At 62.0% G+C, this 23,039-nt stretch carries 22 protein-coding genes and 1 pseudogene; 7 read left to right on the top strand and 16 right to left on the bottom strand.

Annotation, left to right across the window (positions count from 1 at the left end; translation table 11 throughout):
• Nucleotides 1-303 precede the first annotated feature (303 nt).
• Together JWR89_RS13410 and JWR89_RS13405 are read right to left on the bottom strand one after the other, a co-directional pair.
• The gene (locus JWR89_RS13410) at nucleotides 304-1,194 is read right to left on the bottom strand and encodes an amidohydrolase family protein (RefSeq protein ID WP_299716915.1); all 891 of its coding nucleotides are present in this window, start codon (nucleotides 1,192-1,194) and stop codon (nucleotides 304-306) included.
• Nucleotides 1,195-1,308: 114 nt separating this feature from the next.
• Nucleotides 1,309-1,710 carry a carboxymuconolactone decarboxylase family protein gene (locus JWR89_RS13405; RefSeq protein ID WP_299716913.1) on the bottom strand — a complete coding sequence of 134 codons (402 nt, stop codon included), beginning with the start codon at nucleotides 1,708-1,710 and terminating at the stop codon, nucleotides 1,309-1,311.
• Nucleotides 1,711-1,860: 150 nt separating this feature from the next.
• On the opposite strand from JWR89_RS13405, the pseudogene JWR89_RS13400 reads away from it, so the two are divergent.
• The 5 genes and pseudogenes from JWR89_RS13400 to JWR89_RS13380 all read left to right on the top strand — a co-directional run.
• Nucleotides 1,861-2,475 (top strand): annotated as a pseudogene (locus JWR89_RS13400) (tripartite tricarboxylate transporter substrate binding protein); the annotation flags it as partial.
• Between the two features lie 98 nt (nucleotides 2,476-2,573).
• Nucleotides 2,574-2,819, top strand: a complete 246-nt coding sequence (locus JWR89_RS13395; RefSeq protein WP_299716911.1) for a tripartite tricarboxylate transporter substrate-binding protein — start codon at nucleotides 2,574-2,576, stop codon at nucleotides 2,817-2,819.
• Complete coding sequence (locus JWR89_RS13390) at nucleotides 2,788-3,714, top strand: NAD(P)-dependent oxidoreductase (RefSeq protein WP_299716909.1); 927 nt, start codon at nucleotides 2,788-2,790, stop codon at nucleotides 3,712-3,714. Before JWR89_RS13395 ends, JWR89_RS13390 begins: the two co-directional genes overlap by 32 nt.
• Nucleotides 3,711-4,700: a Gfo/Idh/MocA family oxidoreductase gene (locus JWR89_RS13385; protein WP_299716907.1), complete on the top strand. Its 990-nt coding sequence runs from the start codon at nucleotides 3,711-3,713 to the stop codon at nucleotides 4,698-4,700. Before JWR89_RS13390 ends, JWR89_RS13385 begins: the two co-directional genes overlap by 4 nt.
• Complete coding sequence (locus JWR89_RS13380; RefSeq protein WP_299716905.1) at nucleotides 4,672-5,430, top strand: GntR family transcriptional regulator; 759 nt, start codon at nucleotides 4,672-4,674, stop codon at nucleotides 5,428-5,430. The genes JWR89_RS13385 and JWR89_RS13380 overlap by 29 nt, the downstream gene beginning before the upstream one ends.
• Nucleotides 5,431-5,441: 11 nt before the next feature.
• Here JWR89_RS13380 and JWR89_RS13375 read toward each other — a convergent pair whose 3' ends face one another.
• The 10 genes from JWR89_RS13375 to JWR89_RS13330 form a co-directional block, all read right to left on the bottom strand.
• Entirely contained in the window at nucleotides 5,442-5,978 is a 537-nt protein-coding gene (locus JWR89_RS13375; protein ID WP_299716903.1) for a VOC family protein, read from the bottom strand.
• A 30-nt stretch (nucleotides 5,979-6,008) separates the two neighbouring features.
• Nucleotides 6,009-6,296: a YciI family protein gene (locus JWR89_RS13370; protein ID WP_299716901.1), complete on the bottom strand. Its 288-nt coding sequence runs from the start codon at nucleotides 6,294-6,296 to the stop codon at nucleotides 6,009-6,011.
• Nucleotides 6,297-6,369: 73 nt separating this feature from the next.
• Nucleotides 6,370-7,344, bottom strand: a complete 975-nt coding sequence (locus tag JWR89_RS13365; protein WP_299716899.1) for a sugar ABC transporter substrate-binding protein — start codon at nucleotides 7,342-7,344, stop codon at nucleotides 6,370-6,372.
• Between the two features lie 39 nt (nucleotides 7,345-7,383).
• Nucleotides 7,384-8,364, bottom strand: a complete 981-nt coding sequence (locus JWR89_RS13360; protein ID WP_299716897.1) for an ABC transporter permease — start codon at nucleotides 8,362-8,364, stop codon at nucleotides 7,384-7,386.
• Nucleotides 8,361-9,311, bottom strand: a complete 951-nt coding sequence (locus JWR89_RS13355) for an ABC transporter permease (protein ID WP_299716895.1) — start codon at nucleotides 9,309-9,311, stop codon at nucleotides 8,361-8,363. The genes JWR89_RS13360 and JWR89_RS13355 overlap by 4 nt, the downstream gene beginning before the upstream one ends.
• Entirely contained in the window at nucleotides 9,304-10,830 is a 1,527-nt protein-coding gene (locus JWR89_RS13350; protein WP_299716940.1) for a sugar ABC transporter ATP-binding protein, read from the bottom strand. The genes JWR89_RS13355 and JWR89_RS13350 overlap by 8 nt, the downstream gene beginning before the upstream one ends.
• Nucleotides 10,830-12,236: an FAD-linked oxidase C-terminal domain-containing protein gene (locus JWR89_RS13345; protein ID WP_299716893.1), complete on the bottom strand. Its 1,407-nt coding sequence runs from the start codon at nucleotides 12,234-12,236 to the stop codon at nucleotides 10,830-10,832. Before JWR89_RS13345 ends, JWR89_RS13350 begins: the two co-directional genes overlap by 1 nt.
• 64 nt (nucleotides 12,237-12,300) lie before the next feature.
• On the bottom strand, nucleotides 12,301-13,185 hold the full coding sequence (locus tag JWR89_RS13340) for an intradiol ring-cleavage dioxygenase (protein WP_299716891.1): 885 nt from the start codon (nucleotides 13,183-13,185) through the stop codon (nucleotides 12,301-12,303).
• The gene (locus JWR89_RS13335; RefSeq protein ID WP_299716889.1) at nucleotides 13,182-14,093 is read right to left on the bottom strand and encodes an NAD(P)-dependent oxidoreductase; all 912 of its coding nucleotides are present in this window, start codon (nucleotides 14,091-14,093) and stop codon (nucleotides 13,182-13,184) included. Before JWR89_RS13335 ends, JWR89_RS13340 begins: the two co-directional genes overlap by 4 nt.
• 1 nt (nucleotide 14,094) lies before the next feature.
• Entirely contained in the window at nucleotides 14,095-15,456 is a 1,362-nt protein-coding gene (locus JWR89_RS13330) for an amidohydrolase family protein (protein WP_299716939.1), read from the bottom strand.
• Nucleotides 15,457-15,793: 337 nt separating this feature from the next.
• Between JWR89_RS13330 and JWR89_RS13325 the strand changes: the two genes are divergently transcribed.
• Nucleotides 15,794-16,852 (top strand): LacI family DNA-binding transcriptional regulator, encoded by a 1,059-nt coding sequence (locus JWR89_RS13325; protein ID WP_299716887.1) that lies wholly within the window; start codon nucleotides 15,794-15,796, stop codon nucleotides 16,850-16,852.
• A gap of 141 nt (nucleotides 16,853-16,993) precedes the next feature.
• Here the strand turns inward: JWR89_RS13325 and JWR89_RS13320 are convergent, their stop codons facing one another.
• The 4 genes from JWR89_RS13320 to JWR89_RS13305 form a co-directional block, all read right to left on the bottom strand.
• A complete protein-coding gene (locus JWR89_RS13320; RefSeq protein WP_299716885.1) occupies nucleotides 16,994-19,198 on the bottom strand; it encodes a xanthine dehydrogenase family protein molybdopterin-binding subunit in 2,205 nt (734 codons plus the stop codon).
• A gap of 171 nt (nucleotides 19,199-19,369) precedes the next feature.
• Nucleotides 19,370-20,386 (bottom strand): xanthine dehydrogenase family protein subunit M, encoded by a 1,017-nt coding sequence (locus JWR89_RS13315; protein ID WP_299716883.1) that lies wholly within the window; start codon nucleotides 20,384-20,386, stop codon nucleotides 19,370-19,372.
• Complete coding sequence (locus tag JWR89_RS13310) at nucleotides 20,383-20,892, bottom strand: (2Fe-2S)-binding protein (protein WP_299716881.1); 510 nt, start codon at nucleotides 20,890-20,892, stop codon at nucleotides 20,383-20,385. The genes JWR89_RS13315 and JWR89_RS13310 overlap by 4 nt, the downstream gene beginning before the upstream one ends.
• Nucleotides 20,893-21,436: 544 nt before the next feature.
• Entirely contained in the window at nucleotides 21,437-21,910 is a 474-nt protein-coding gene (locus JWR89_RS13305; protein WP_299716879.1) for a phage terminase small subunit P27 family, read from the bottom strand.
• Nucleotides 21,911-22,744: 834 nt separating this feature from the next.
• On the opposite strand from JWR89_RS13305, the gene JWR89_RS13300 reads away from it, so the two are divergent.
• Nucleotides 22,745-23,039: DUF6538 domain-containing protein (locus tag JWR89_RS13300; protein WP_366142987.1), on the top strand; the 295-nt coding region annotated here is incomplete at its 3' end.

The following is a 23,039-nucleotide window of genomic DNA, read 5'->3' as shown; positions in this document are numbered from 1 at the left end:
CATCGACTATAGGATAATAGGTTAGTTGACGAATCCTTAAAGGTTTGGCGGCCAGTCGACGTGTCCACTTGATGGTGAGACTCTTTGATGTTGAGAATGCGGACATCGGAAATAGAAGTAGCAGTCGGCTGAAGTAGACGGCCTTGTCGGTACATTAGATCGATAGGTGCGACGCAGCCTTGGCTCAAATTCTGCACGCGCACGGAGCCCTCGATGCCAACCTGTCCAGCACATCGACGGCGTACTCGAAATACGGATAGCCGCGCGCGCGGCGCCAAATTGAGTAGCTGAACTCAGATAACGCTATAATTTGTACAGGCGACGCGCCGTGTCATGAAGGATGTAGAGCTGCTCGCCATCGGGCAGCGGTTCGATGGCCCGCCTGAATGTTCGGTACAGCGCCGCGTAGTCTGTCCATAATTTCTCGATCGGGAAATTGCTTCCGAACAGGCACCGGTCGGCCCCGAACAGCGCAACCGTTTCCGTGATGACCGGCGCAACCGTCTCAAACCGATAGGCGTGCTCGAACGTGCCCAAGCCGGACAGCTTGACGTTCACGTTCTTGCACCCGGCCAGCCCTGCCATTCCTTCGCGCCAGCGTTGCCAGCCGGCCGGCGAGGTATCTTCGAGCATGCCCGCATGCTCGAGAATAAAGGTCGTATCCGGAAACGCCCTGGCGAGTTCGACGCTGTCCGCTATCTGGCTGGTAAACACCTGCAATTCGAACACCAGATCGAACTCCGCCAGCATCGCCACTCCGCGACGCCAGCTGACGTCGTTCATCTGGTCGGGTCGCGGTGCAAAACTGTATTGCGGATTCTGGTGCCAGTGCAGCTGCTGCCGGATGCCACGCACGGATGGCAACTGCTTCAACTGCTGCAGCAGCGAGCCGACGCCCGGATCGGCCAGGTCCGCATGGGCCACCGTGGCATGGGGCCATCCCGTGGCATCCGACACCGACTGCACCCAGAGCGCCTCGTCGTAGCTCTGCCCGGCGGGCCAATTGGTCTGAACGTAGACGGATTTTACCACGTCGCAACCGGCGGTGTCGCTGCGAAACTCCTCGATCGTGTAGTCCCTGCAGATCGGCGCGTACGGCCCGAAGATCCGCGGGACCTGCGGACCCGACAACCAGGCGAGATCCTTCAGCCGCCAGATATGGTGATGCCCGTCGATCGTGGGAATTGCTTTCATCGCCCGCCCCTAGTTGATGCATTTCTTGTTTTAATGCTGCTTGAGAAACTGCGTTGCGTGAAGGCCTATGCCGGGCAGATCGCGCTCACCGTTGGAATGTCGTCGCGGCGCTGGCTAGGTCTCGACCTCGGGCTCGGAGGGCATATCTGCACCGAATATTTCCGCGGCGATGCGGTTGGTCTCTATGGCGGCCGGAACGCCGCAATACATCGCGATCAGCAGCAGCAAGTCCTGCACCTGCTCCTTCGAACAGCCGTTCGCCAGCGCGCCTTTCGCGTGAACGCGAAACTCGGCAGGCTTGTTGCTGGCGGCCGTGATCGCCAGCATCACGAGACTGCGCATTTCGTCGGAAAGGCCCTTCCTTTCCCAGACGTCGCCATAGACATAGGCATTGATGACGTTCTGCAGCGGCGCGCCGAATTCTCCGGCGGCCGACATGCGCTGCTCGACGTCAGCGGCGCCGAATAGTGCCTTGCGGCGCTCCAGCCCTCGCGCGTGTAGATCGCTGATGTCCAAGGCGCTCTCCTTTATACGGTCAATTCTGACGGGCGAGCCGATTTTTATCGATTGGCGACGTTTGGTAGCTTGCGCCGTCTTTTCATTTGTCCGTATAAAGTATTTCCAGGAATTCGAAAAGAGATTCCGGTAAGCGGAGGAAGCCAAGTGATGATACGCCCGATCACGCTCGCATTTCTGTTTGTCGCCATGTCGGCCGGCGTCGTCACAGCTGCCGACAGCGATTATCCCAAACGGCCGATCCGGCTGATCGTCCCGTTTCCTGCCGGCGCGGGCCCCGACCAGGTCGCCCGCATGCTGGGGCAGCACCTTCAGGACACCTGGGGTCAGACAGTGGTGATCGAGAACAGGGCCGGCGCGCTCGGCAGCATCGGCGCCCAGGAAGTCGCGCGTAGCGCGCCGGACGGCTACACCCTGATGATGGGCACCAATACGACCCAGGCGGCGAACGTCGCGATGCTCAAGAACCTGCCGTATGATCCCGCAAAAGACTTCGCGCCGATCATGCGCACCGTCACGACGGCCATGGTTCTCGTCGTCAAGCCGGACTTCCCCGCGCAAAACTTGTCGCAGTTCATGGACTATGCACGGGCCCATCCGAACATGACCGGCGGCTATGGCTCCGGCGCCTCGCAGATATCGATCGCCCAGTTGCAGACCCGGGGGAGACTGTCGGTGGTCGCGGCGTCCTACCGGGGCGTTCCGCAAGCCATCACCGATGTGATGGGCGGCGTCATCGATCTGGCCTTCGCCGACTTCTCGCTGGCGATTCCGCAGATGCAGGGCGGCACCCTTCGCGGCCTCGGTGTCACTTCACCGAATGCCAATGACCTCACCCCGGGCTTCCTCCACTCGCGGAAGCGATGCCGGGCTTCGAGGCCACGATCTGGTACGGATTGCTGGCGCCGGCAGGCGCGCCGACCGCCGTCATCGACAAGATCTACGCTGAAAGCCTCAAATTCCTGTCGCTGCCCGCGACACGTACGAAGCTCGAAGGCGTCGGCGTAACCGTCGCTCCGCTGCCGCCCGCCGAATTCGGCAAATTCATCACCAGCGAAATCTTGCGCTGGACCGCGGATGCCCGAGCCGCCGGCATCGAACCGAAGTAGCGGGCCACCGGACATGACGGCGATCGGAATGATCGGACTTGGCCTAATGGGGGCAGCCATGGCCGAACGGGTGATGGCGGCTGGGCGTCACGTCGTCGGCTACGATCCCGACGCCGCCCGATGCGAAGCGCTGCGGGAAGCAGGCGCTTCCGTTGCAAAGTCTGCCCAAGCGGTGGCGGAGCAATGCCGCGCCATCGTGATCGCCGTCTACAGCGCAGCGGAGGTCGAAACGACGTTGCCGCACCTGACCGCCGCCGCTGATGGAAGCGCATCCGTGGTGCTTTGCACCACCACCTGCGGCCCGGACGATATCCTGCGCATTGCTGCTTGCGCCACCGCGTCGGGGGTGGGCTTTGTCGAAATGCCGGTCTCGGGGACCAGCGCCGAGGTGCGCGTCGGCACCGCGTCCTGCCTGCTGGCCGGTGACGAGACCACTCTCTCGTCGGTGCGCGACATTATCGATATCCTGTTTCCGCGATCCGTCGTCGTGGGACAGGTCGGCGACGCCAGCCGCACCAAGCTCGCCATCAACCTGATCCTGCAAGGCAACCGGGCGGCGTTGGCCGAAGGGATCGTGCTCGCTGAACGGATGGGGCTGAACGGCCACGCCTTTCTGTGTGCGGCACGGGCCTCGGCGGCCTATTCCAGCGTGATGGACACCAAGGGCGAAAAAATGCTGGAGCAGGACTATCGGCCGCAGTCGCGGATTTTCCAGACCCTGAAAGACGCTGAACTGATTTTCCAGCAGGCCGCGCAACACGATCTGCCTCTACCGCTGATGACAGCCCAGGCCGCGCTGCTGCGCCGTGCTATCCTGCTGTGCGGCGCCGACAGCGACAGCGCCGCGGTAATCGAGGCAATCCGGCAGCCGGCGAATGCGGGGGACATCCGATGATCAACACGGCGATCGTCGGCCTGGGACGCTGGGGGCGAAATCTCGTGGAAGCGGCTGCCGGTCACGGCCGTCTCCATATCTGCAGTGCCGTCGAACCGGTGATGGACGGCGCACGGGATTTTTGTGCCGCCCATGGGCTCTCGCTGTTCGATGAACTCGGCACTGTCCTGGCCGACAACACCATTGCAGCGGTGCTGCTGGCGACGCCGCATTCGCTGCACCCCGCTCAGGTCAAAGCCTGCGCGGCCGCCGGCAAGGCCATTTTCTGCGAGAAGCCGCTGGCGCTGCATCGCGCCGACGCCGCCGCCATGTTCGACGCCTGTCGCCGTGCCGGCGTTCCCCTTGCCGTGGGTCACAATCGCAGGTTCTGGCCGGCGATGCGGGCACTGCGCGAGATGGTGGCATCCTGTGAGTTGGGAACGCTGCTTCACATCGAAGGCCACAACAGCAACGAGAACTCGCAAAACGTCACCGCCGGCTGGCGACTGTCGCCCGAGGAATCTCCGGGCGGCGGACTGACCGGCGCAGGCCTCCACGTGCTCGACGCCTTTGTCAGCCTGCTCGGCCCGGTTCGAACGGTGCATACGACCTTCACCTCGCGCGCACCGGGACCGCCACCGCTCGATACGACCCTGATGATGCTCGAATTCGCCAATGGCGTGACCGGCACGCTGGCAACCGTCAGGGCGACACCGCTGTTCTGGCGGGTCCACATTTTCGGCACGCAAGGGTCTGCTGAGGTACTGGACGAAACCACCCTGGTTCTGCGTCGGAGCGGCCAGCCGCCAGAGGTGCGGGCCCTCCCGCGGATCGACGTGCTGCCTGCCGAGCTTGATGCGTTCGCGGATATGGTAGAAGTAGGACTGCCGTTTCCGGTGCCCGAAGCGGACGTGCTGGCGACCCTGTCCGCCTTCGAGGCTGGCTTGAAATCGATCGAGCTGGGAGTGACCGTCAGCTGTGACAACCAAGATTCAAAAATCCCCTAAGACATCGCGCTATCGCCAGATTGCGACCGAGTTGCAAAAGGATATCCGTCTCGGCAGCTACGCGGTCGGCGACATGCTTCCCATCGAGACGGAATTGATGGCCCGCTTCGCGGCGAGCCGCCAGACCGTCCGCGAAGCGCTTCGGCTGATTACCGAACAGGGGCTGATCGTGCGGCGGGCCGGGTTTGGTTCCGTGGTCATCGCGGTCGAACCGCCGGTGCTGTTCACCCACAGCGTCACATCGCTTACCGAGTGGCTGCGCTATTCCAACGAAACCTATCGCGAGGTGGTCCGCAGCGGCGACGTTGTTGCGGACCACAAGCTCGCGGCGCTGCTGAAATGCGAGCTGGGCAAGAGCTGGTTCCTGATCGAGTCGACGCGCAGGTCCGACGAATTCGCGGCACCGCTGGGCTGGACCGAAATCTACGTGCTGCGCAAGTTCGCCGCGGTGGTCGACCGGAGGGATCACGGCCGGACCCCCGTCCATGAGCAGATCGCCAAGATGTTCGGCCAGACGATCGAATATGCCAAGTTGGAAGTCTTTGCCCGCGGCATGCCGGCGAAGCTGGCCAAGCAGTTGCAGGTCAAGGCGGGATCGCCGGCCCTCACCATGGTGCGGCGTTATTACGGCTTGAAGGACGAACTTTTCGAAGTCACGGTCACCACCCATCCGGAGGGCCGCTACACCTATTCGATGGACATGCAGCGCTCGCTGCGGCCGAAAATCTGACGCGGATCGGTTCAGGCGGGGCGGGTGACGAACACCGGCTGCTCGGTCATGCCCGGTTGCGGCCAGTTCGCAAACATCTCGGCATAGCTGGCGGACATCAGCTCGATCACATTGCCCCAGGGGTCCTCGCAATAGCACAGGCGCCAGGGACGACCGGGAACAAAGTCAATCGGCTCAATACGCTTGCCGCCGCCGGCCGCCACGATCCGGGCCGCCAGTTCGTCGACATCGGCGCATGTCAGCGCGAAATGAAACGGGCCGCGATTCCAGTACGGCATGTTTTCGTCAGGCATCTCGACCGCAGGATCGATAAACTGGAACAGCTCGATGCCAACGCCGTTCGCGAGCAACAGATGCGCCTGATAAGCCCGACGAAATCGCCTTCCAAAAATGCCCGACGTCTCTTTGGAGCCCTTGCCGTCCGACGCCAACAGGCGCGGGCCCATGATATGGGTGGTGCCAAACAGCTCGCCGTACCAGTCGATCGCGGCGAATATGTCCGGCACGGTCAGGCCGATGTGATTGAGCGCCAGCGCAGATTTGGCCATGGCGTAGCTACCGACCGCCGGACATGACGATCATCCCTGCCGCCGGATGAAGCCGGTGATGGTGACGGTTTCCCAGATATCGGCGGCGCGAAACGGATCGGCGGCATGAAAGCGTTCGACGGCCGCATGGTCGGCGGCCTCGATCAGGAACAAGCTGCCTATCATGGTCGTGCCATCGTCCGCGGTAAGCGGCCCGGACATTACGATCTTGATGTCGTAGGGGATGGTGTCGGAGAGAAACGCCTTGTGGGCGTCGTAATTCGCCAGCCGCTTAGGTAAAGCGCCTGGCCGATCGATCGCATGAAGAACAAAAAGCATAATCGTTTCCTTTGACGGGTTTGGAGCAGATCGGGTGCCGTTGTAAGAGCAACGGCACCCACTCCAGTTGGCTCTAGCGCTTCATACCCATCTTCGATCCTTCTTCCCAAGTCGGGCAGGCGCGCGTTTCGAGCGCCACGTCGTACGGCTTGTAGTTGTCCTTGGTGATGACGGTGGGAGCCAGCACGATTTCCGCAACGATCGGCTCCTTGCGGAGCTCACGTATCGCGATCATCGTGCCCAGGCAGCCCTGCACGAAGCCGTTGTAGTCTCCGCTGGCCAGCATCTTGCCACTCTTGATGGCGTCGACCGCCTCCTTGGTCCCATTGATGCCGACCACCAGCGCCTTGCGGTTGGCGCCGTCCAGCGCTTCGATCGCCCCGACGGCCATGGCATCATTGGCGGCCAGCACGCCGTCGATCTCCGCGTTCGACTGCATCAAGTTTTCCATGACCTGCAACGCTGCCAGGCGCTGGTAGTTAGCCGGCTGCGAGGCCACCAGCTTGGTGCCCGGATTTTCCTTCAGCGCATCATTGAATCCGCGCACGCGGTCGACGTTGGTCAGGGAGCCCTTGACGCCCTCGATGATCACGATCTTGCCCTTGCCGCCCAAGCTCTTCAGCAGATAGCGCGCCGTCTCGAGGCCGAGGCTGTAGTCGTCGGCACCGACGAAGGCGCTGAACTTGCCGCCGGCGGAGCGGTCGGTCACGTTGACCATGGGAATGCCGGCGCCATTGATCTTCTCGGCGCCCGGCACCATCGCCTTGTAGTCCACCGGGATGAAGACGATGGCCGACGGCTTCTTGACGATCACATCCTCGATCTGACTGAGCTGCTCGGGAATGCTGTCGGGCTTGGTCGGAATGTAGTGCAGGATTTTGGCGTTCAGCGATTTCGCCGCCACGTCGGCGCCTACGCGTACGGTCTGGAAATAAGGGTTGGTCTGGTTCTTGGTGAATACCGCAATTGTCTCGCCGTCGGCGCGCGCGGCGGAGATCGAAGCGATGCCGGCAACACCGAGCGCCAGCATGGAAGTCAGGATTTTCATGGTATTCCTCCGTGGGTATTTTTCGATTTGTTTGTGTGGTTAGAAAGCCCGCCGCCTTGTCATGCGGTCGAGCCAGACGGCGAGAATCACGATGGCGCCGGTGACCAGCGGCTGCCAGCTGGCGCTGATCTGCAGCAGGTTCATGCCGTTCAGCACCAATGTCAGGATCAGCGCGCCGATGAAGGTGCCGAACACGGTACCGACGCCGCCGAACAGCGACGTGCCGCCGATCAGCACCGATGCGATCGCAGGCAGGGTCAGGGATTCCCCAATATCAGCCTCGGCCGAATTCAGCCGCGCCAGAAAGATGATCGACGCCAGGCCCGCCATGGTGCCCGACACGGTATAGACCAGCAGCAGGCGCGCCGCGACCGGAATGCCCGACAGACGCGCCGCGACTGGATTGGCGCCGATCGCGTAGATCTCCTGTCCCCAGGTGGTGCGTTGCGCCAGCACGGTGCCGATCGCGAGAAAGATCACCAGCAGGTAGACCGGGATCGGCAGTCCGAGAAAATAGCCGCTGCCAAGCTGCCGGAAACCGGGCGGAAAGCCGTGGATGGTTTCGCCGGCCATGTACCAGTAGGCGACGCCCTGCAGGATCCACAGCATACCATAGGTGGCGATGAACGATGGAATCCGTAGCGCGGTCACCATGATGCCGTTGGCCAGCCCGATCGCAGCGCCGACGCCGATGCCCACCAGAACGCCCAGCGTCGGCGAGCCCGTCACATGGATGACGGTGCCGGCAAGGCACGCCGTCAGTCCGACATTGGCCCCAATCGACAGGTCGAGCCCCGCGGTCAGCACCACCAGCGTCAGGCCAGCGGCAACGAAGAACATCAGGCTGGCCTGCCGCAACACGTTGAGAATGTTGTTGAGCGACAGAAAGGAATCCGTGAGCAGCGACAGCAGCACGCAGATTAGCAGCGCCGCCAGCAGGCGGTAAGACAGCTGCAGCACGTCTGCGGAGATATGCAGCCTGCGGGCGCCGCCCGGCAGTATCTTGGTGGTGTCGGTCATGTCCGGCTCCGCAATCCGTCGAAGAACAAGGCCATGATGACCAGCACGCCGATGCAGGACACCTGCACCGAGGAGGGAATGGCAAGAAGATTGAGCCCGTTGCGCAGGACCCCGACGGTGAGCACGCCGAGCAGCGTTCCGAGCAGCCAGCCATTGCCGCGCTCGAACGAGGTGCCGCCCACAGCCACCGCAGCGATGGCGTCAAACTCGAGGCCGAGTCCGGCTGTCGGATGTCCGGCGTTCATCCGTGCGGTCATCAGCACACCAGCGAGACCGGCCATGGCGCCGCCGATGGCATAGACCACGATCAGCATGCGCTCGACCTTGATGCCCGCAAACCGCAATGCATCGCGGTTGCCACCGAGTGCGAAGACAAAGGTGCCGAGCCGCGTGTGATACAGCAGCAGGTAAAACACCACATAAGCGACGATCGCCATCCAGATCGGCAGCGGAACTGCAGCAACCGTGCCCGAATAGATCTTCTGGATGGCGATGGGCATGCCGACCACGCTCTGGCCATCGCTGACGATCAGCGACAGCCCCTGTGCCATGCCCAGCGTGCCCAAGGTCGCGACGAAGGGCGGAATGCCCAGGATCGCCACCAACCAGCCATTTGCCACTCCGAACAGGATTCCGACGGCGCAGGCGGCAAGCAATCCCAGCAGCACCGAACCGGTGGCGAGCGTGACCAGCGCGACGACCAGCGAGGCCAGCGTGAGCACCGCCCCCATCGACAGGTCGAGCCCCTCGGTCATGATGATCAGGGTCATGGGCAGCGCCAGCAGCAACAGCACGGTAGATTGCACCAGCACGTTCGACAGGTTGGGGGCAGTCAGGAAGCCGGGGCTGGTGGCGGCAAAGCACACGACCAGGGCGACCAGCATCACGGCCACGCCGGGGATGCGCCTGATCCGGGTTGTCGGCGAATTCAGCGCGATCTCATGCATGGTGCATTCCCATCCGAACGATGTTCTCCTCCGACAATTGCTGTCGCGACAATTCGCCGACGATGCCGCCGTCGCGCATCACATAGGCGCGGTCGCAGACATGGACGATCTCGGCCTGCTCCGATGAAATCATCAGTACCGCCGCCCCCTTGGCAACGAGGCCGTCTATCAACGCGAAAATCTCGGCCTTGGCGCCGACGTCGATCCCCCGTGTCGGCTCGTCGAAAATGAACACCTTGGCGCCAGCCGCCAGCCATTTGCCAATTACCACCTTCTGCTGATTGCCGCCGGATAGTAAGCCGACAGGTTGCTTCACCGACGGCGTGGCGACGCGCAACTGGCGAACCAGCGCGCCGCTTTCCTCCCGCGCCCTTTGCGGCACGAAAAGGCCGAGCGGAAACAGCTTTTGCAGCGCGGACACCACGAGGTTGTCGCCCACCGAGCGGATCAGCGCGAGGCCCTCGGCCTTGCGGCTTTCCGGAATCAGGGCAATCCCCATCCGCGACGCCTTGTCGGGCCCACCGCTCCGCAACTGGCCATCGATGCGAATCTCGCCAGCGCTGGTCTTGTCGGCGCCAAAGATGGCGCGGGCGACTTCGGTGCGGCCCGAGCCGACCAGGCCGCACAGCCCGACGATCTCACCGGCCCGCACCACCAGGTCGATGTCGTGAATGCCGTTGGGAGACGAAACATTGGATACCTGCAGCACGATCGGACCAGGCTCCGCTGCGAAGTTACGCGGATAGCTGGTGTCGACATTGCGCCCCACCATCAGGCGGATCAGTTCGTCCGGCGATGACTGGCCGGGCATCGCTTCCGCCACCTTTTTGCCATCGCGCAGCACAGTGATGCGGTCGCCGAGGGAAAACACCTCAGCCATGCGGTGCGAGATGTAGACGATCGCCACGCCCTTGACCTTCAACTGCGCGATCATCGCGAACAGCAGCTCGGTCTCGCGATCCGACAGCGCCGCGGTGGGCTCGTCCATCACCAGGATACGCGCATCTTGGCTCAGCGCCTTGGCGATCTCCACCATCTGCTGCTGGGCGACGCCAAGCCTGTGCACCGGCGTCGAAGGATCGATATCGAACCCGATGGTTGCCAGCAACGCTTTGGCGTCGCGCAAGATCTTGCCGCGGTCGATAGTGCCGGGCAGCCAGCCCTTCGGCTCGCGGCCGAGATAGATGTTCTGCGCGATATCGAGATAGGGGACCAGCGAGAATTCCTGGAAGATCACGGCGACGCCGAGCTGCCGTGCATCGGCCGCGGAATTCATTTCCACCTTGCGACCGTCAAGGAAGAACTGGCCGCCGTCCGCGGTGTAGGCGCCGCACAGCACCTTCATCAGGCTGGATTTGCCGGCGCCGTTTTCGCCGAGCAGCATGTGGACTTCGCCGGGCCAGATGGCGAACGAGACATCGTCGAGCGCCTTGACGCCCGGAAACGATTTCGAGATGCCGCGCAGTTCGAACAACGGCACCGCCGCATCGCCCGCAGGTTTCGGCGCGAGCGCGTTCATCACGATGCCTCCGGTTCGGCCGGCCGGGCCTTGAAGATCTTGCCGGGGTTCATCAGGTTGGCCGGGTCGAGCGCGTTCTTCAGCGTCCGCATCACGTCAACCGCTTCGCCAAGCTCCTGCGCCAGAAAATCGATCTTGCCGAGCCCGATGCCATGCTCGCCGGTGCAGGTGCCATCGAAAGAGATCGCGCGCTCCACCATGCGGCGATGCACCTGCCTGGCGCGCGCCATCTCCTCGGCATCGGCGGAATCGACCAGAATCAGCACATGGAAGTTGCCGTCGCCGACATGGCCGACGATCGGCGCGATCAGGCCGGCGGCGTCGAGGTCTTGCTTGGTTGCGAGCAGACATTCGGCGAGCCGCGACACCGGCACGCAGACATCGGTGATCATCGCCTGGGTGCCCGGCCGCAGGCCTAGTCCGGCGTACAGCGTGTTGTCGCGCGCGTGCCACAGCCGAGAGCGGTCCTCCAGCGCGGTGGCCCATTGAAACTCCTGCCCGCGATGATCGGCAGCGATCTCCTCGGCGATATCCGCCTGTTCCTTGACCCAGGCGTCGGTGCCATGGAATTCGAAGAACAATGTCGGCGCCTCGCGGTAGGCCAGCTTTGCGTAGGCGTTGATGCCGCGCATCATGACGTCGTCGAGCAACTCCATGCGCGCCACCGGCACACCGGACTGGATCACCGCAATGGCGGTGGCGACCGCGTCGTCCAGCGCATCGAAGCTGCATACCGCCGACGAGATCGCCTGCGGCCGCGGATGCAGTTTCAAGGTCACTTCGGTGATGATCCCGAGCGTGCCCTCGGCGCCGACGAACAGCCGAGTCAGGTCGTAGCCGGCAGCGGATTTGCGGGCGCGCTTGCTGGTCCGGATCACGCGACCGTCGGCGAGGACCACTTCGAGCGCCAGCACATTGTCCTTCATGGTGCCGTAGCGCACCGCCATGGTGCCGGACGCGCGCGTCGACGACATGCCGCCGATCGAGGCGTCGGCGCCGGGATCGATCGGGAAGAACAGGCCGGTGTCGCGTAGCTGTGCATTGAGCTGCTTGCGGGTAATGCCGGGCTGCACCACCACGTCGAGATCGTCGCCGTGCACCGCGACGATCTTGTTCATCTGCGAAAAATCTAGACAGACGCCGCCATGGATCGCCGCCGTGTTGCCTTCCAGCGACGTGCCCGCGCCGAACGCGACCATCGGCATGTTCATCCGCGCGCAAATCTCGACGACGCGACGCACATCTTCGGTGGTTTCGGGAAACACCACCACATCCGGCGGCGCGGAGGCGTGATAGGCCTCGCTGCCGCCGTGGCCGGCCAGCGTGCCCGGCGCGGTCGTGGCACGGGCGCCGAACAGCGCACTCAGGCTCTCGGCAACGCTCGCAACGTTATCCATCACACCCATCGTTTCCATCCCTGCGCCGGCCCGTTGATCGGGCTCTCGCGCTGCATTCATATCCCGCGGCCGCTCAGGCGGCGCGGATGGCCCTGGCCTCGGACTTCAGCCCGAAGTCGTAATTCAGATGCCGGTACGGCTGGTCCATGGTGGTGCCATCAGCGGCGACCCCCGGCGGCATTTCCTGGTAGTCGCGGATCAGGCTGTCCTTGACCCCGAACACCACATCGGAATCGAGATACTGGTCGCCGGCCTCGAACACATGAGTCACCAACTGCTCGTAGCCCGGCGCCGCGATCATGAAATGGACATGGGCAGGCCGCCATGGATGGCGCCCCTGCGCTTCCAGCATGTCGCCGACCGGGCCATCGTGCGGAATCGGATAGGCGGCGGGCTTGATGGTCCAGAACCAGAAGCGGCCGTTTAAATCGGTGCGAAACCGGGCGCGCATGGCGAGATCACCGATCTTCTCCAACTGCTGCACGTCGTAGTAACCGTCATTGTCGGAATGCCAGACATCGACCGTGGCACCGGCCAGCGGCTGCCCCTCGGGCGACGAGACCGAGCCGGTCACAAGCAGCGGAATGCCCTGCAACTGCCCGGAAATATCCGCGCCCAGCGCATGCTCGGGAGCACGTTGCACGAAAAACGGACCCAGCACGGTGGTCTCCGTCGCGCCTTCTGGCAGGCGGTGGTTGATCGCATCGACCTGCATCGAAACCCCGAGCGTGTCGGATAGCAAGATGAATTCCTGGCGATTTTCGTCGCACATGTGTCCGGTGCGGGTCAGGAAATCGATGCCGTATTCCCACTCGGCCTGGGTCGGCTGAATCTCGCGAACGAACGCGTGCAGGTGGCGGACCAGCGCTTCGCTGACCTGGCGGGTGCGTGCGTCGGAGGCACCGGCGACCCGTTCCAGCACCGCGTCGGTAATGGTGAATTCGTTGAAATTCCTCATCGGGCGTTTCCCTTCTCTGGCTCGCCGAGGCCGGACAGGCGCTCGGCCTGCCGCACCGGCGCGATGAAATCCACCTCACCCTCGCCCTGCGCGATCAGCGATCCATAGACTTCGCGCATATGCGCCGCGAGCGGCAGCGGCACCTCCACGTGATGACCGGCGCCGAGGATGAGATCGAGATCCTTGGCCATCTGCCGGCAGGAGAACGTCGATTCGAAATCGCGGTGGCGTAGCGGCGCGGTCTTGTACTTGACCATCGGCGAAGCGATGGCGCTGTCGTCGAGAACATTGAGAATATCCTGCCAGGCAATTCCGCCCTTGCGCGCCAGCGCAAGGCTTTCCGCCATCATGCCTGCGGACACCGCAATCATCAGGTTGACGGCGAGCTTGGCGTAGCGCGCCTCTTCGGCGCCACCGAGATAGGTTTGCGCGCGGGTAAAGCTGGCGAGCACCGGACGCACGCGCTCGAACGCCGCTTTCGGACCCGACACGAAACAGGTCAGCGCGCCGGTGTGCGCGATGCTGGCGTTGCCCGACACCGGCGTACGCAGATAGTGAACGCCGGCGGCTTCGGCGACCGCGGCAAGCTCCGCGGAAATCTCGGCGCTGACGGTGCTGGTCTCGACCAGTACGGCGTCGCGCGACATCGCCGCGACGATGCCGTCGGGGCCGAACATGGCGCCGCGCAGCGCCTTGTCGTCCGGCAACGAGGCAATGACGATATCCTTGTTGGCCGCAGCGGCGGCGGCGCTGTTCGCCGATGCCAGCCCCTGCGCCGATGCGAGCACTAGCCGTTCCGCGCTGCGATCATAGGTCGTCACGTCGAGGTCGGCTTGCCGCGCCAGCATGACCATGGGCAAGCCCATCTTGCCGACGCCGATCCAACCGATGCTTGCTGCTGTGCTCACGTCATGCCGCCTTGTGAATGTTGTTCATGTCGTCGATGATCCGGCGGCCCGACGTCGCCAGTGCGTCGAGCTTCCGCTGCCGGTCCGCTATGTGCAGACGGCCGTCCCGCTTTTTCCACTCGCCGGCGATCATCACGGCTTCCACATTGGCCGGACCGGCCTGCATCACCACCGTCGCTACCGGATCGTGGACCGGCCAGAGGTTCATGGCGGTGGCATCCAGCACCACCAGATCGGCCTGCTTGCCGGGCGTGAGAGATCCCACCTGCCCCTCGAGGCCGAGCATCTTGGCGCCTTCCACGGTCACCCAGCGCAGTGCCTGACGCACCGGTATGGTGGAGGTCGGCGGGATTTCGCCGCGCATGTCGCGCGCGGCGCTGTTGTCGAGCGCGCGCTGAATGGTAAGCGCCATCCGCGCCACGGTGAACATGTCACCGGACAGTACCGATTCCAGATCGACGCCGAGCGACGGCGCCGCGCCGAGCTGCAGAAGCCGTCCAGTGATAGGGAAGCCATGACCTTGCACCATCTCGTTCTCGGGCGTCAGGGAGAACGACACACCGAGATCGACGAACCGGCGCAGTTCTTCGTCGCTCAGATTATTGCCATGGACGATATTCACGCCCGGCCCGACCAGGCCTTCCGCCACGAGTACGCCCCAGCCTTCGGGCGTTCGCGCCGCACCGCCGCCCTGGTGCATCGATGCGACGAGCCCGAACTCGCGTGCCAGAGCGAAGTCATGCCGTGCGACATCGAGGGTCGAATAATGCGGCCCGAGAACGGCGAGGCCGAGAGTCATCAATCCGTTGCGGCCGGAGAACGGTCCGGCCATCAGCCGCTCGACCTCCGCGCGCGGGTGCGGCAGTTTGGAAAAATGCGGCTGGCCAGGTTTAGGATCGGGTTTCGGCGAGCCATGAAAGAACGCCGCGCGAATGCCGCTTTCCGAAAGTGCTGAAACCGCCGCGTCGGTATGTGCGGGCGTCGGGTTGTTATGGCACCAGTCGACCAGCGTCGTCGTGCCGCAATCGATCTGGTTCAGCGCGCCGACCAAAGTGGCGATGTGAATATCGGCCGGCGTAAACACCGTGGCCAGACCGGCATGCATCTTTCCGAAGTATTCCGGCAGCGTCCAGTTCGACGCATAGCCGCGCAGCGCTGTCTGCCAAGTGTGCATATGGGCATTGATCAGCCCGGGGATGACAATCCGCCCCCGGCCATCGACGATCTCGGCGTCATCCACTTCGATCCGTGGCCGCACCGCGGCGATGCGATCGCCTTCCACCAGCAGATCCGCGCCGGCGAGATCGCCCAGCGTATCATCCATCGTGACGATGGTGGCGCCCCTGATCAGAATGCGTTTCATCGCAGGACGCCGACAGGCAGCAGCGCCGCCATCGCGCGGCGGAGCGTGGGCCACAGCCCGTTGCGATTGATGAGTTGGCTCACCCTGATCTTCCCTCGCGAGACCATCTTCGTGGTCTGTGCTTCGATACCTCGGTGGACAAATCCGGAGGTGCGCTTCATTCCCGGCGCCAATCTCGATTTTATGCACACGTTTGTCAACGGACCCGAATTTTATTTTTTGCCCCTTAGCGCGCGTGTCGCCATGCTGCTTTGCAGCAATCAGCGCAATCGCGCCGGTGGTGCAATTCGCGTACAACGCCGGTAACTTGCCGACGACGCCGCAGCGAAAGACCGAGATGGACCGCGCGAAAAAGACCAAAACTAAAGCTACGCTGCGGAATTCCCGGGCGACAATCATCGATGTGGCGGAGCAGGCCGGGGTTCACTGGTCGACGGTTTCGCGGGCGCTGAACCCTGCGAAGCGACATCTGATCTCGTCGGAAATGATCGAACGGATCTCGGCCTGCGTGGAGGAACTCGGCTATCGGCAGAACGCGATGGCCTCCGCCTTGCGCACCCAGAAGACACGAACGATCGGCGTCATCGTCTCCAATCTCGGCGACCCCATTCACCCGCCGATCGTGCGCGCGATCGAAGATCGCTTTGGCGAGATCGGATACGTCGCCTTCGTCGGCAATACCGACAACGATTCCGAGCGCGAGGCGGCGTTGATCGACCGCTTCATCAGCCAGGGCGTCGATGGACTGATCGTCGCCACGTTCAAGCTCAAGGATCCGCTGGTCGACAAATGCCTCCAGGCCGGCGTGCCGACGGTTGCAGTATTCCGCGATCCGGAGCGGCCGGAGATTCCGAGCGTCCGTGTCGACGACGCGAAAGCGATGGCACAGGCGGTTCGCCATCTGGCCGCGCTCGGCCATCGCCGCATCGCGCACGTAGGCGGGCCCCAGAACGTGTCGACAGGACGCAACCGATACCGCGGTTTTCGCCGGGCCCATCTGGCCGCGTTTGGCGCGGGCAACGCCGTGCTCGCCACCTTCGGCAACGCCTTCACCGTCGATGACGGTCGCACCGCTTGCGATCAATTGCTGGATCAACACCCGACCATCACGGCGATCGTCGCCGGCAATGACATGCTCGCGATCGGCTGCCTCAGCGCATTCCACCAGCGCGGGGTCGCCTGCCCCGGGGATATTTCCTTGATCGGCATGAACGACATGCTGTTCATGGACGCCGTCAACCCGCCACTCACGACGATGCGAACCCCCTCGCGCGAGCTCGGTCTTCAGGCGGCCAATTTCCTGATCGACCTGATCGACGGTAAGACGATTGAGAAGGGTAAGCGCGTTCTCCCTTCTGACTTGATCGTACGATCTTCATCACGCACAATTGGGTAGCGTGAATTCCAGACCCACTCTGGAGCCTTTTCATGCTGCCTATTTCAGGACGATCCACGCGGGCGCATGATAGCTCGGATCCGGCTTGCCGCGGACCGCGCGATCGATGACGGGGCCCTAAGCAAAGAAATTTCGCAGAATTCAGCGCTGCAACTTGTCTATGGTAATTGGCAGATCGCGCACGCGTTTTCCGGTCGCATGGTAGATCGCATTGGCGATTGCCGCCGCGACGCCGACGAGACCAATCTCACCCAAACCCTTGACGCCAAGGCGATTGACGATGTTATCCTGCTCCTCGACGAAAATTACCTTAATGTCCTGGATGTCGGCATTTACCGGGATATGGTATTCAGCGATGTTAGCGTTCATGACGCGACCGAATCTGTGGTCGATCAGCGTCTCCTCGTGCAATGCTACTCCGATACCCCACACTACGCCCCCCATGACCTGGCTGTGCGCTGTTTTAGGGTTTAAAATGCGCCCGGCCGCGACCGCGCTTACGACGCGGGTGACGCGGATGACCCCGAGTTGTTCATCTATTTTCACTTCGGCAAATAGCGCGGAATGCGTGTTGTGCGCATGCTTGCCGTCATTGGCAAAGCTGGTGGATTTCTCCTGTGCGATGCGATCAACGCCGCTGACCCGCATCACTTCTGCGATCGATAGCGCGCGCGAAGCATCTCGCCGGTTTACAAGTCTTCCGTCCAGAAGTGTGACTTCATCACGCGTTGCGTTCGCTAGCGGTGAACCCGGCAAGTTCTTCGCCAGAACCAGCAGTTCCTCGCGGATTGCGTTGCATGTCGTTACGATCCCGTTCGACACAGAGGCGGCGATCCATGATCCTCCTTCCACGGGCGATTGCGGTAGTGTCGAGTCGCCAAGCTTGATGCTGATGTTGTCGAGCGGCAGTCCGAGCGCGTCGGCTGCGACCTGCGCCATAATGGTGTAGGTGCCCGTGCCGATATCCGACGTTGCGCATGCCACCTCAGCGTGACCGTTCGCGGTCAGCACGATCCGGACGGTGATCGGCACTTGCAACGCTTCCCAGACGCCCGTTGCCATGCCCCAGCCGACCAGTTCGCTGCCGTCGCGCATAGAGCGGGGCTCGCGGTTGCGCTTCGCCCAGCCAAATATTTCCGCTCCTTGGCGATAGCACTCGAGCAAATTCTTGCTACTGAATGGCAAGTCGCCGTTGTTCTGGTCGCGATCCGAGTAACACCGCAGACGCAGCTCCAGTGGGTCGAGCCTGAGTGCGACCGCGAGTTCGTCCATCGCGGATTCGAGCGCATAGACACCAGTCGTAGCGCTCGGGCCGCGCATGTCGCAGGATGTCGGCAGATCGAGCCGCGTGAGCTTGTGCGTGTACTTTGCGTTGGCGGACCTGTAGAGCAAGCCCGACCACGTGGTCTCATTCCTGAAAAAGTCTTCGTATTGCGACGTCACGGTAATCGCTTCGTGCGTGACCGTATCGAGTGTTCCACCGGCACTCGCGCCCAGTTCGATCCGCTGGATCATGGCGGGCCGGTAGCCAAGGGAATACATCTGCTGGCGCGTGAGAACCAGACGAACCGGGCGCTCCAGCGCGCGTGCCGCCAACACGGCCAGGACCACTTGATATTGCGGGCGCAGCCCTGAGCCGAATGCCCCGCCAACATAGGGCGACATGACGCGCACATCGTCCGGCTTCATACCGAATATGCTGCACACATAACGCTGCACGTTCTGCACGCCCTGGGTCTTGTCATAGACCGTCAGCTTTCCGCCTCCGTCCCACGTCACCGTTGAAGCATACAGTTCCATGGGATTGTGATGCTCAATCGGGACGTAATACTCGCCCTGATGGCGAACATCGGCCGCAGCGAAGGCTTTTGCAGCATCGCCCCGCGGTTTTGCGGGCTCCGGTAATGCGAAGGCCACTTCACGTTGACAATACAGGTCCGTTAGGTGCGCTTCCTGTTCGTATTTCACGTGCACCAGCGAGGCGGCGAAGCGCGCAATCTCCCACTCTTCGGCGAGCACAAGCGCAACCGGTTGTCCGCTGAACATGATCTTGCTATCATAAAGTGGCCGGTAAGGCGTGCCGTCCGGCGCCACGTCGTCTTTGTAGGCGTCATCGGTATCGGCCATGCGGGGCCGGTTTTCGTGCGTAAGGACATCGACTACACCCTCGACACGCAGCGCCTCGCTCGCATCGATACGCGCGATGCTTCCTTTCGTGATAGCCGATACCACGACGAAAGCGTGGACGAGGCCTGGCACGTTAAATTCGGCGGCGTATTTTGCCCCGCCGGTCACCTTAGCGTGTCCATCAATGCGGGAGATCGCGGTGCCGATGTAAGGCGTCATTGGCTTGCTCACTTGGCTCTTTTGTTCGACTGCGATGCCCTAAAGCGGCGCGGCGTCTGTGCCGCGGCGGTGGTCGAGTGCTCTAAGTGCAACAGCGCCCAGCAGGATCTTGCGGCGGCTAATGTCCGCTGCACGTAGAGGGCGGGGAGCAGTAAATTGGGCATCGTGCCCTCATACGATCTTCTTGCTGGATTGCGACTGCGGTGTGCCATTCGCAGCTTGCGTTAGCGCGCGCACTGCAGCACGGCGCGCCAGATCGATCTTGAACGTGTTGTGCGCAAAGCCTTTTGCCGGACGCAACAGCAAATCCGCGGCGCGCTCAAAAGTCTCGGGGCTTGCGACCTGGCCATTTAAGGCCGCTTCAACTTCGGAATCTCGCCACGGCTTGTGTGCGACGCCGCCGAGTGCAAGCCTCGCTTGGCGAATGGTATCGCCATCCATCTCGAGTCCCACAGCGACCGACACCAACGCGAAAGCGTAGGAAAGGCGGTCGCGGATTTTAAGATAGGTGTAGTTCTTGGCGAAACCTCGCGCGGGCAATTCGATCGCGGTAATGATTTCGTCACGGTCCAGATTAGTGTCGCGTTCCGGTGTGTCGCCGGGGAGCCGGTGGAAATCCGCGAGGTCAATCGCGCGTTCACCGTTGGGTCCGGCAACATGAACCGTCGCATCTAAGGCCGCCAGCGCCACGCACATATCGGATGGGTGCGTGGCAATGCAGGAGTCGCTCATGCCGAGGATCGCATGCCCGCGGTTGATGCCATTGATGGCGGAGCAGCCGCTACCAGGTACACGCTTGTTGCACGGCGTGACCGCGTCGTAAAAGTAAGCACAACGCGTCCGTTGAAGCAGATTCCCGCCGGTCGTGGCCATGTTGCGCAATTGTTGCGAGGCGCCTGCCCGAATAGCGCTGGAAACGACGGGATAGCGCTGCTCGATTAGCGGGTGGTATGAGAGGTCGCTGTTCGGCACGAGCGCGCCGATGCGGACACCACCACCGGGTGTCGCCTCAACAGACCGGAGAGGAAGGCGGGTGATGTCAATCAGCAGAGTGGGCCGCTCGACGTCTTCTTTCATCAAGTCTAGAAGGTTCGTGCCGCCTGCGATAAATTTGGCCGTCGGGTCAGCGCCCATCTGCCGCACCGCGTCGGCGACGTCGCTTGCGCGCGAATATTGGAAGCTGTTCATGACTTCCCTGCCATCACAGTCATTGCCTGTTTGATCGCCGCAACAATATTGGGATAGGCCGCACAGCGACAGAGGTTGCCGCTCATAAGCTCGCGGATTTCGTCATCGCTTTTCGCTTTGCCCTCGGCGATAAGCCCCGCCGCCGAGCAAATCTGTCCTGGTGTGCAATAGCCGCATTGGAACGCGTCGTGGTCGATGAAGGCCTGTTGAAGCGGATGCAAGTTGTCGCGCGTTGCTAGCCCTTCGATCGTGGTCACTTCGGCACCGCTTCTCATGACGACCAGCGACAGGCATGAATTGACGCGGCGACCATCGACTAGCACAGTGCATGCGCCGCACTGGCCATGATCGCAGCCTTTTTTTGTCCCGGTCAGGCCGAGATGATCGCGCAGCGCGTCAAGCAGAGTCGTCCAGGGCGCAACTATTAATTGCTGCGCCGTACCATTGACGATCAGCGCTACCGAAAGTTTATTCGGGGCCTGCGCATATTTATTTTTCTGTGACATTTAATTTCCCCGCACGCGTCGGAGAGAGCCACACACCGCCATGCACTAAAATTCAGAACAAGCACGTTGAAAAGACGAGCGTGTCGAGCATTTGAGGCGATACTGTGGCTCACGTTGGGCGTCACAGTTTTAGTGATGTCAGTTTGTGCGTGAATGGAAAGATGCCGAGGCAAGTCCGGTTGCGTCGATCTTTTGATATAAACGGCATTCTAAATAAGCAGCTATCGAGATGCCGGAAGCCGTAATGATTTTGCCTTGCCAAATTTGCTCAACAAATCAAACGTCGACCCCACGGGTATTCGTCCGGTTCTTCGGTTCAACCCGCTGTTTCCAAAAACAGGGCGCAACTGAAGCACGGCACCTCCGTCGGCCCAAGAATTGCTCGTGAGACACACTCCGCGTCGCGGCGTGCCCGACGGTCGAGGATAGGTTTCAATGACACGCGCCCGCGCGCAGTCCCGCCACGCCTGGAGCCAATGCGCCCGTCGCTCAAGTATGATCGCACTTAGTGTAATAATAGAACGAGCGACATAGGCGATATGGGTTAGATAGCCATTTCCCAAGCGCTCGTACAATGGTTGGTTGATCGAACAGCGGGAAACGGCTCATCGGGCACCGCAATCCTGCTTCGACTAGCCGGCGTAAATCCGAACTCCGATGCAATGCGGATCATCATTTCCGCCTGCCGGTTCGCAATCGAGCTATAAGGTGATTGCATAGGATAACCGGTGGGAGATTTGACCATCGCGCCGAACTTCTGAATGGCTTCTGTTGCCTCCGCCCAAAGTGTATACGCTCCGCAGTAGGTTGCCAGGGCGGCTCGGTCCAGACTAGTGATCATGTTCAGTGCCGACAATTCTCCGACCAGCCGCGTCCACTCTCGCTGGGGAGCGGTCCTGCCGCGCGTTGAACCGTCATGTCGGAGGTCCAGTTCGCAATCTTCGAAAAATCGAGTGATGTAGCTGCTGCTTCGGTAAACCAAGTTGCTGGTCGCGGCATCGAAATTCCCGCAGATCATATCTGCGAGTTCATCGACGGTTCGTTTTTTGAACTTCAGCTCTGCGAGTCAACAGCTTTCCGCCGCACTAGTGTACTGGAGGGTATCTTGTACAGTCGGCCTAATTCAGCGACTGATTTAATCAACAGTGTTCGGCCGGCCGTTGATTAATGGCCTCACGCTCTCTCCCGATCCGTGCCTTTGAGACTCGGAGATTTGGTCGAAACTAACTGCCAAGATTGGGCTGCAGTGGCGATCGAACGAGTCTCCAACCGCGATCTCCCCAAAACGGCAATTTTCAAACTGTGGGCCGGAGACTTTCGGGACTTTGGCGGTGCGCAGGGCCGATTGCGCCAGCCAGAGACTTATCCAAATGCAAGAAAGGCGGCCAGATACCGGCCTTTCTCGTCAAATCAGGCAGTCTGGCTAAACGCCCGGACTGCTTGACTGAGGCGGGAGCTTCAATATGGCAAATTGAGCTGGGAGGCACTCCCATGTGCGACAGGGATTCGAACCCACAGCAAGGCCGAAGCCGCAAACGCCTTAAATGGCTGCCTTTCAAAACCGTACCAAATCGCCGCAGTACTAAGCTTTGGAGAAAAACGAGGTCTCCAGCCTCAAATCTCCGAAATCGGGTGTTCTCTCGTACGGCACCAGTGCCAGGGGAGGTTGTTTTTATTGGACTTTTCAGAGGTTTCGGCTACGGCCGGCATTGGGAGTGCAGCGCCGGTGGCGGAGAGAGTGGGACTCTCGGGGACCCGGCGGAATTCCGTAGTCTATTCAACATGCGACTGGCTACGTTGGCCTTTTGCGCGCCCATGTGCTACACAGGGGTGCTACACAATGAGGTCGAGAATGCCCACGCCGGTCCGACGCGAAAACAGCCAATATCTCTGGCTCAGGAAGCGGGTTCCCGAGCGCTACCGGCACATCGTCGGACGCGCCGAGGTCTGTCGTTCGCTGGAAACGGGCGACAAGCGCGTGGCTCTGGTCCGGTGCGTCGCCCAGAGCGCCGCGCTCGAATCCGCCTGGGAGGCCCGTCTGGACGCCTTGGCGAGGGGGCTCCCCGACCCGGAAGCCCCCGACGTCCGCCCGATCACCGCGCTGACCCAGAAGGAAGCCGAAGCGCTCGCCGGGGTGGCGTACCGTG

It is taken from the genome of Tardiphaga sp., assembly GCF_028290785.1.
Lineage (GTDB): Bacteria > Pseudomonadota > Alphaproteobacteria > Rhizobiales > Xanthobacteraceae > Tardiphaga.
The sequence above is the reverse complement of the archived record's forward strand: the minus strand, read 5'-3'. Positions and strand labels throughout refer to the sequence as shown.

Bases quoted from the DNA above. Each gene is read 5' to 3' on its own strand.
- JWR89_RS13410 (WP_299716915.1), bottom strand. From the start codon at position 1,194: ATGAAAGCAATTCCCACGATCGACGGGCATCACCATATCTGGCGGCTG.
- JWR89_RS13395 (WP_299716911.1), top strand. From the start codon at position 2,574: ATGCCGGGCTTCGAGGCCACGATCTGGTACGGATTGCTGGCGCCGGCA.
- JWR89_RS13390 (WP_299716909.1), top strand. From the start codon at position 2,788: ATGCCCGAGCCGCCGGCATCGAACCGAAGTAGCGGGCCACCGGACATG.
- JWR89_RS13385 (WP_299716907.1), top strand. From the start codon at position 3,711: ATGATCAACACGGCGATCGTCGGCCTGGGACGCTGGGGGCGAAATCTC.
- JWR89_RS13375 (WP_299716903.1), bottom strand. From the start codon at position 5,978: ATGGCCAAATCTGCGCTGGCGCTCAATCACATCGGCCTGACCGTGCCG.
- JWR89_RS13370 (WP_299716901.1), bottom strand. From the start codon at position 6,296: ATGCTTTTTGTTCTTCATGCGATCGATCGGCCAGGCGCTTTACCTAAG.
- JWR89_RS13365 (WP_299716899.1), bottom strand. From the start codon at position 7,344: ATGAAAATCCTGACTTCCATGCTGGCGCTCGGTGTTGCCGGCATCGCT.
- JWR89_RS13360 (WP_299716897.1), bottom strand. From the start codon at position 8,364: ATGACCGACACCACCAAGATACTGCCGGGCGGCGCCCGCAGGCTGCAT.
- JWR89_RS13355 (WP_299716895.1), bottom strand. From the start codon at position 9,311: ATGCATGAGATCGCGCTGAATTCGCCGACAACCCGGATCAGGCGCATC.
- JWR89_RS13350 (WP_299716940.1), bottom strand. From the start codon at position 10,830: ATGAACGCGCTCGCGCCGAAACCTGCGGGCGATGCGGCGGTGCCGTTG.
- JWR89_RS13345 (WP_299716893.1), bottom strand. From the start codon at position 12,236: ATGGGTGTGATGGATAACGTTGCGAGCGTTGCCGAGAGCCTGAGTGCG.
- JWR89_RS13340 (WP_299716891.1), bottom strand. From the start codon at position 13,185: ATGAGGAATTTCAACGAATTCACCATTACCGACGCGGTGCTGGAACGG.
- JWR89_RS13330 (WP_299716939.1), bottom strand. From the start codon at position 15,456: ATGAAACGCATTCTGATCAGGGGCGCCACCATCGTCACGATGGATGAT.
- JWR89_RS13325 (WP_299716887.1), top strand. From the start codon at position 15,794: ATGGACCGCGCGAAAAAGACCAAAACTAAAGCTACGCTGCGGAATTCC.
- JWR89_RS13320 (WP_299716885.1), bottom strand. From the start codon at position 19,198: ATGACGCCTTACATCGGCACCGCGATCTCCCGCATTGATGGACACGCT.
- JWR89_RS13315 (WP_299716883.1), bottom strand. From the start codon at position 20,386: ATGAACAGCTTCCAATATTCGCGCGCAAGCGACGTCGCCGACGCGGTG.
- JWR89_RS13310 (WP_299716881.1), bottom strand. From the start codon at position 20,892: ATGTCACAGAAAAATAAATATGCGCAGGCCCCGAATAAACTTTCGGTA.
- JWR89_RS13305 (WP_299716879.1), bottom strand. From the start codon at position 21,910: ATGATCTGCGGGAATTTCGATGCCGCGACCAGCAACTTGGTTTACCGA.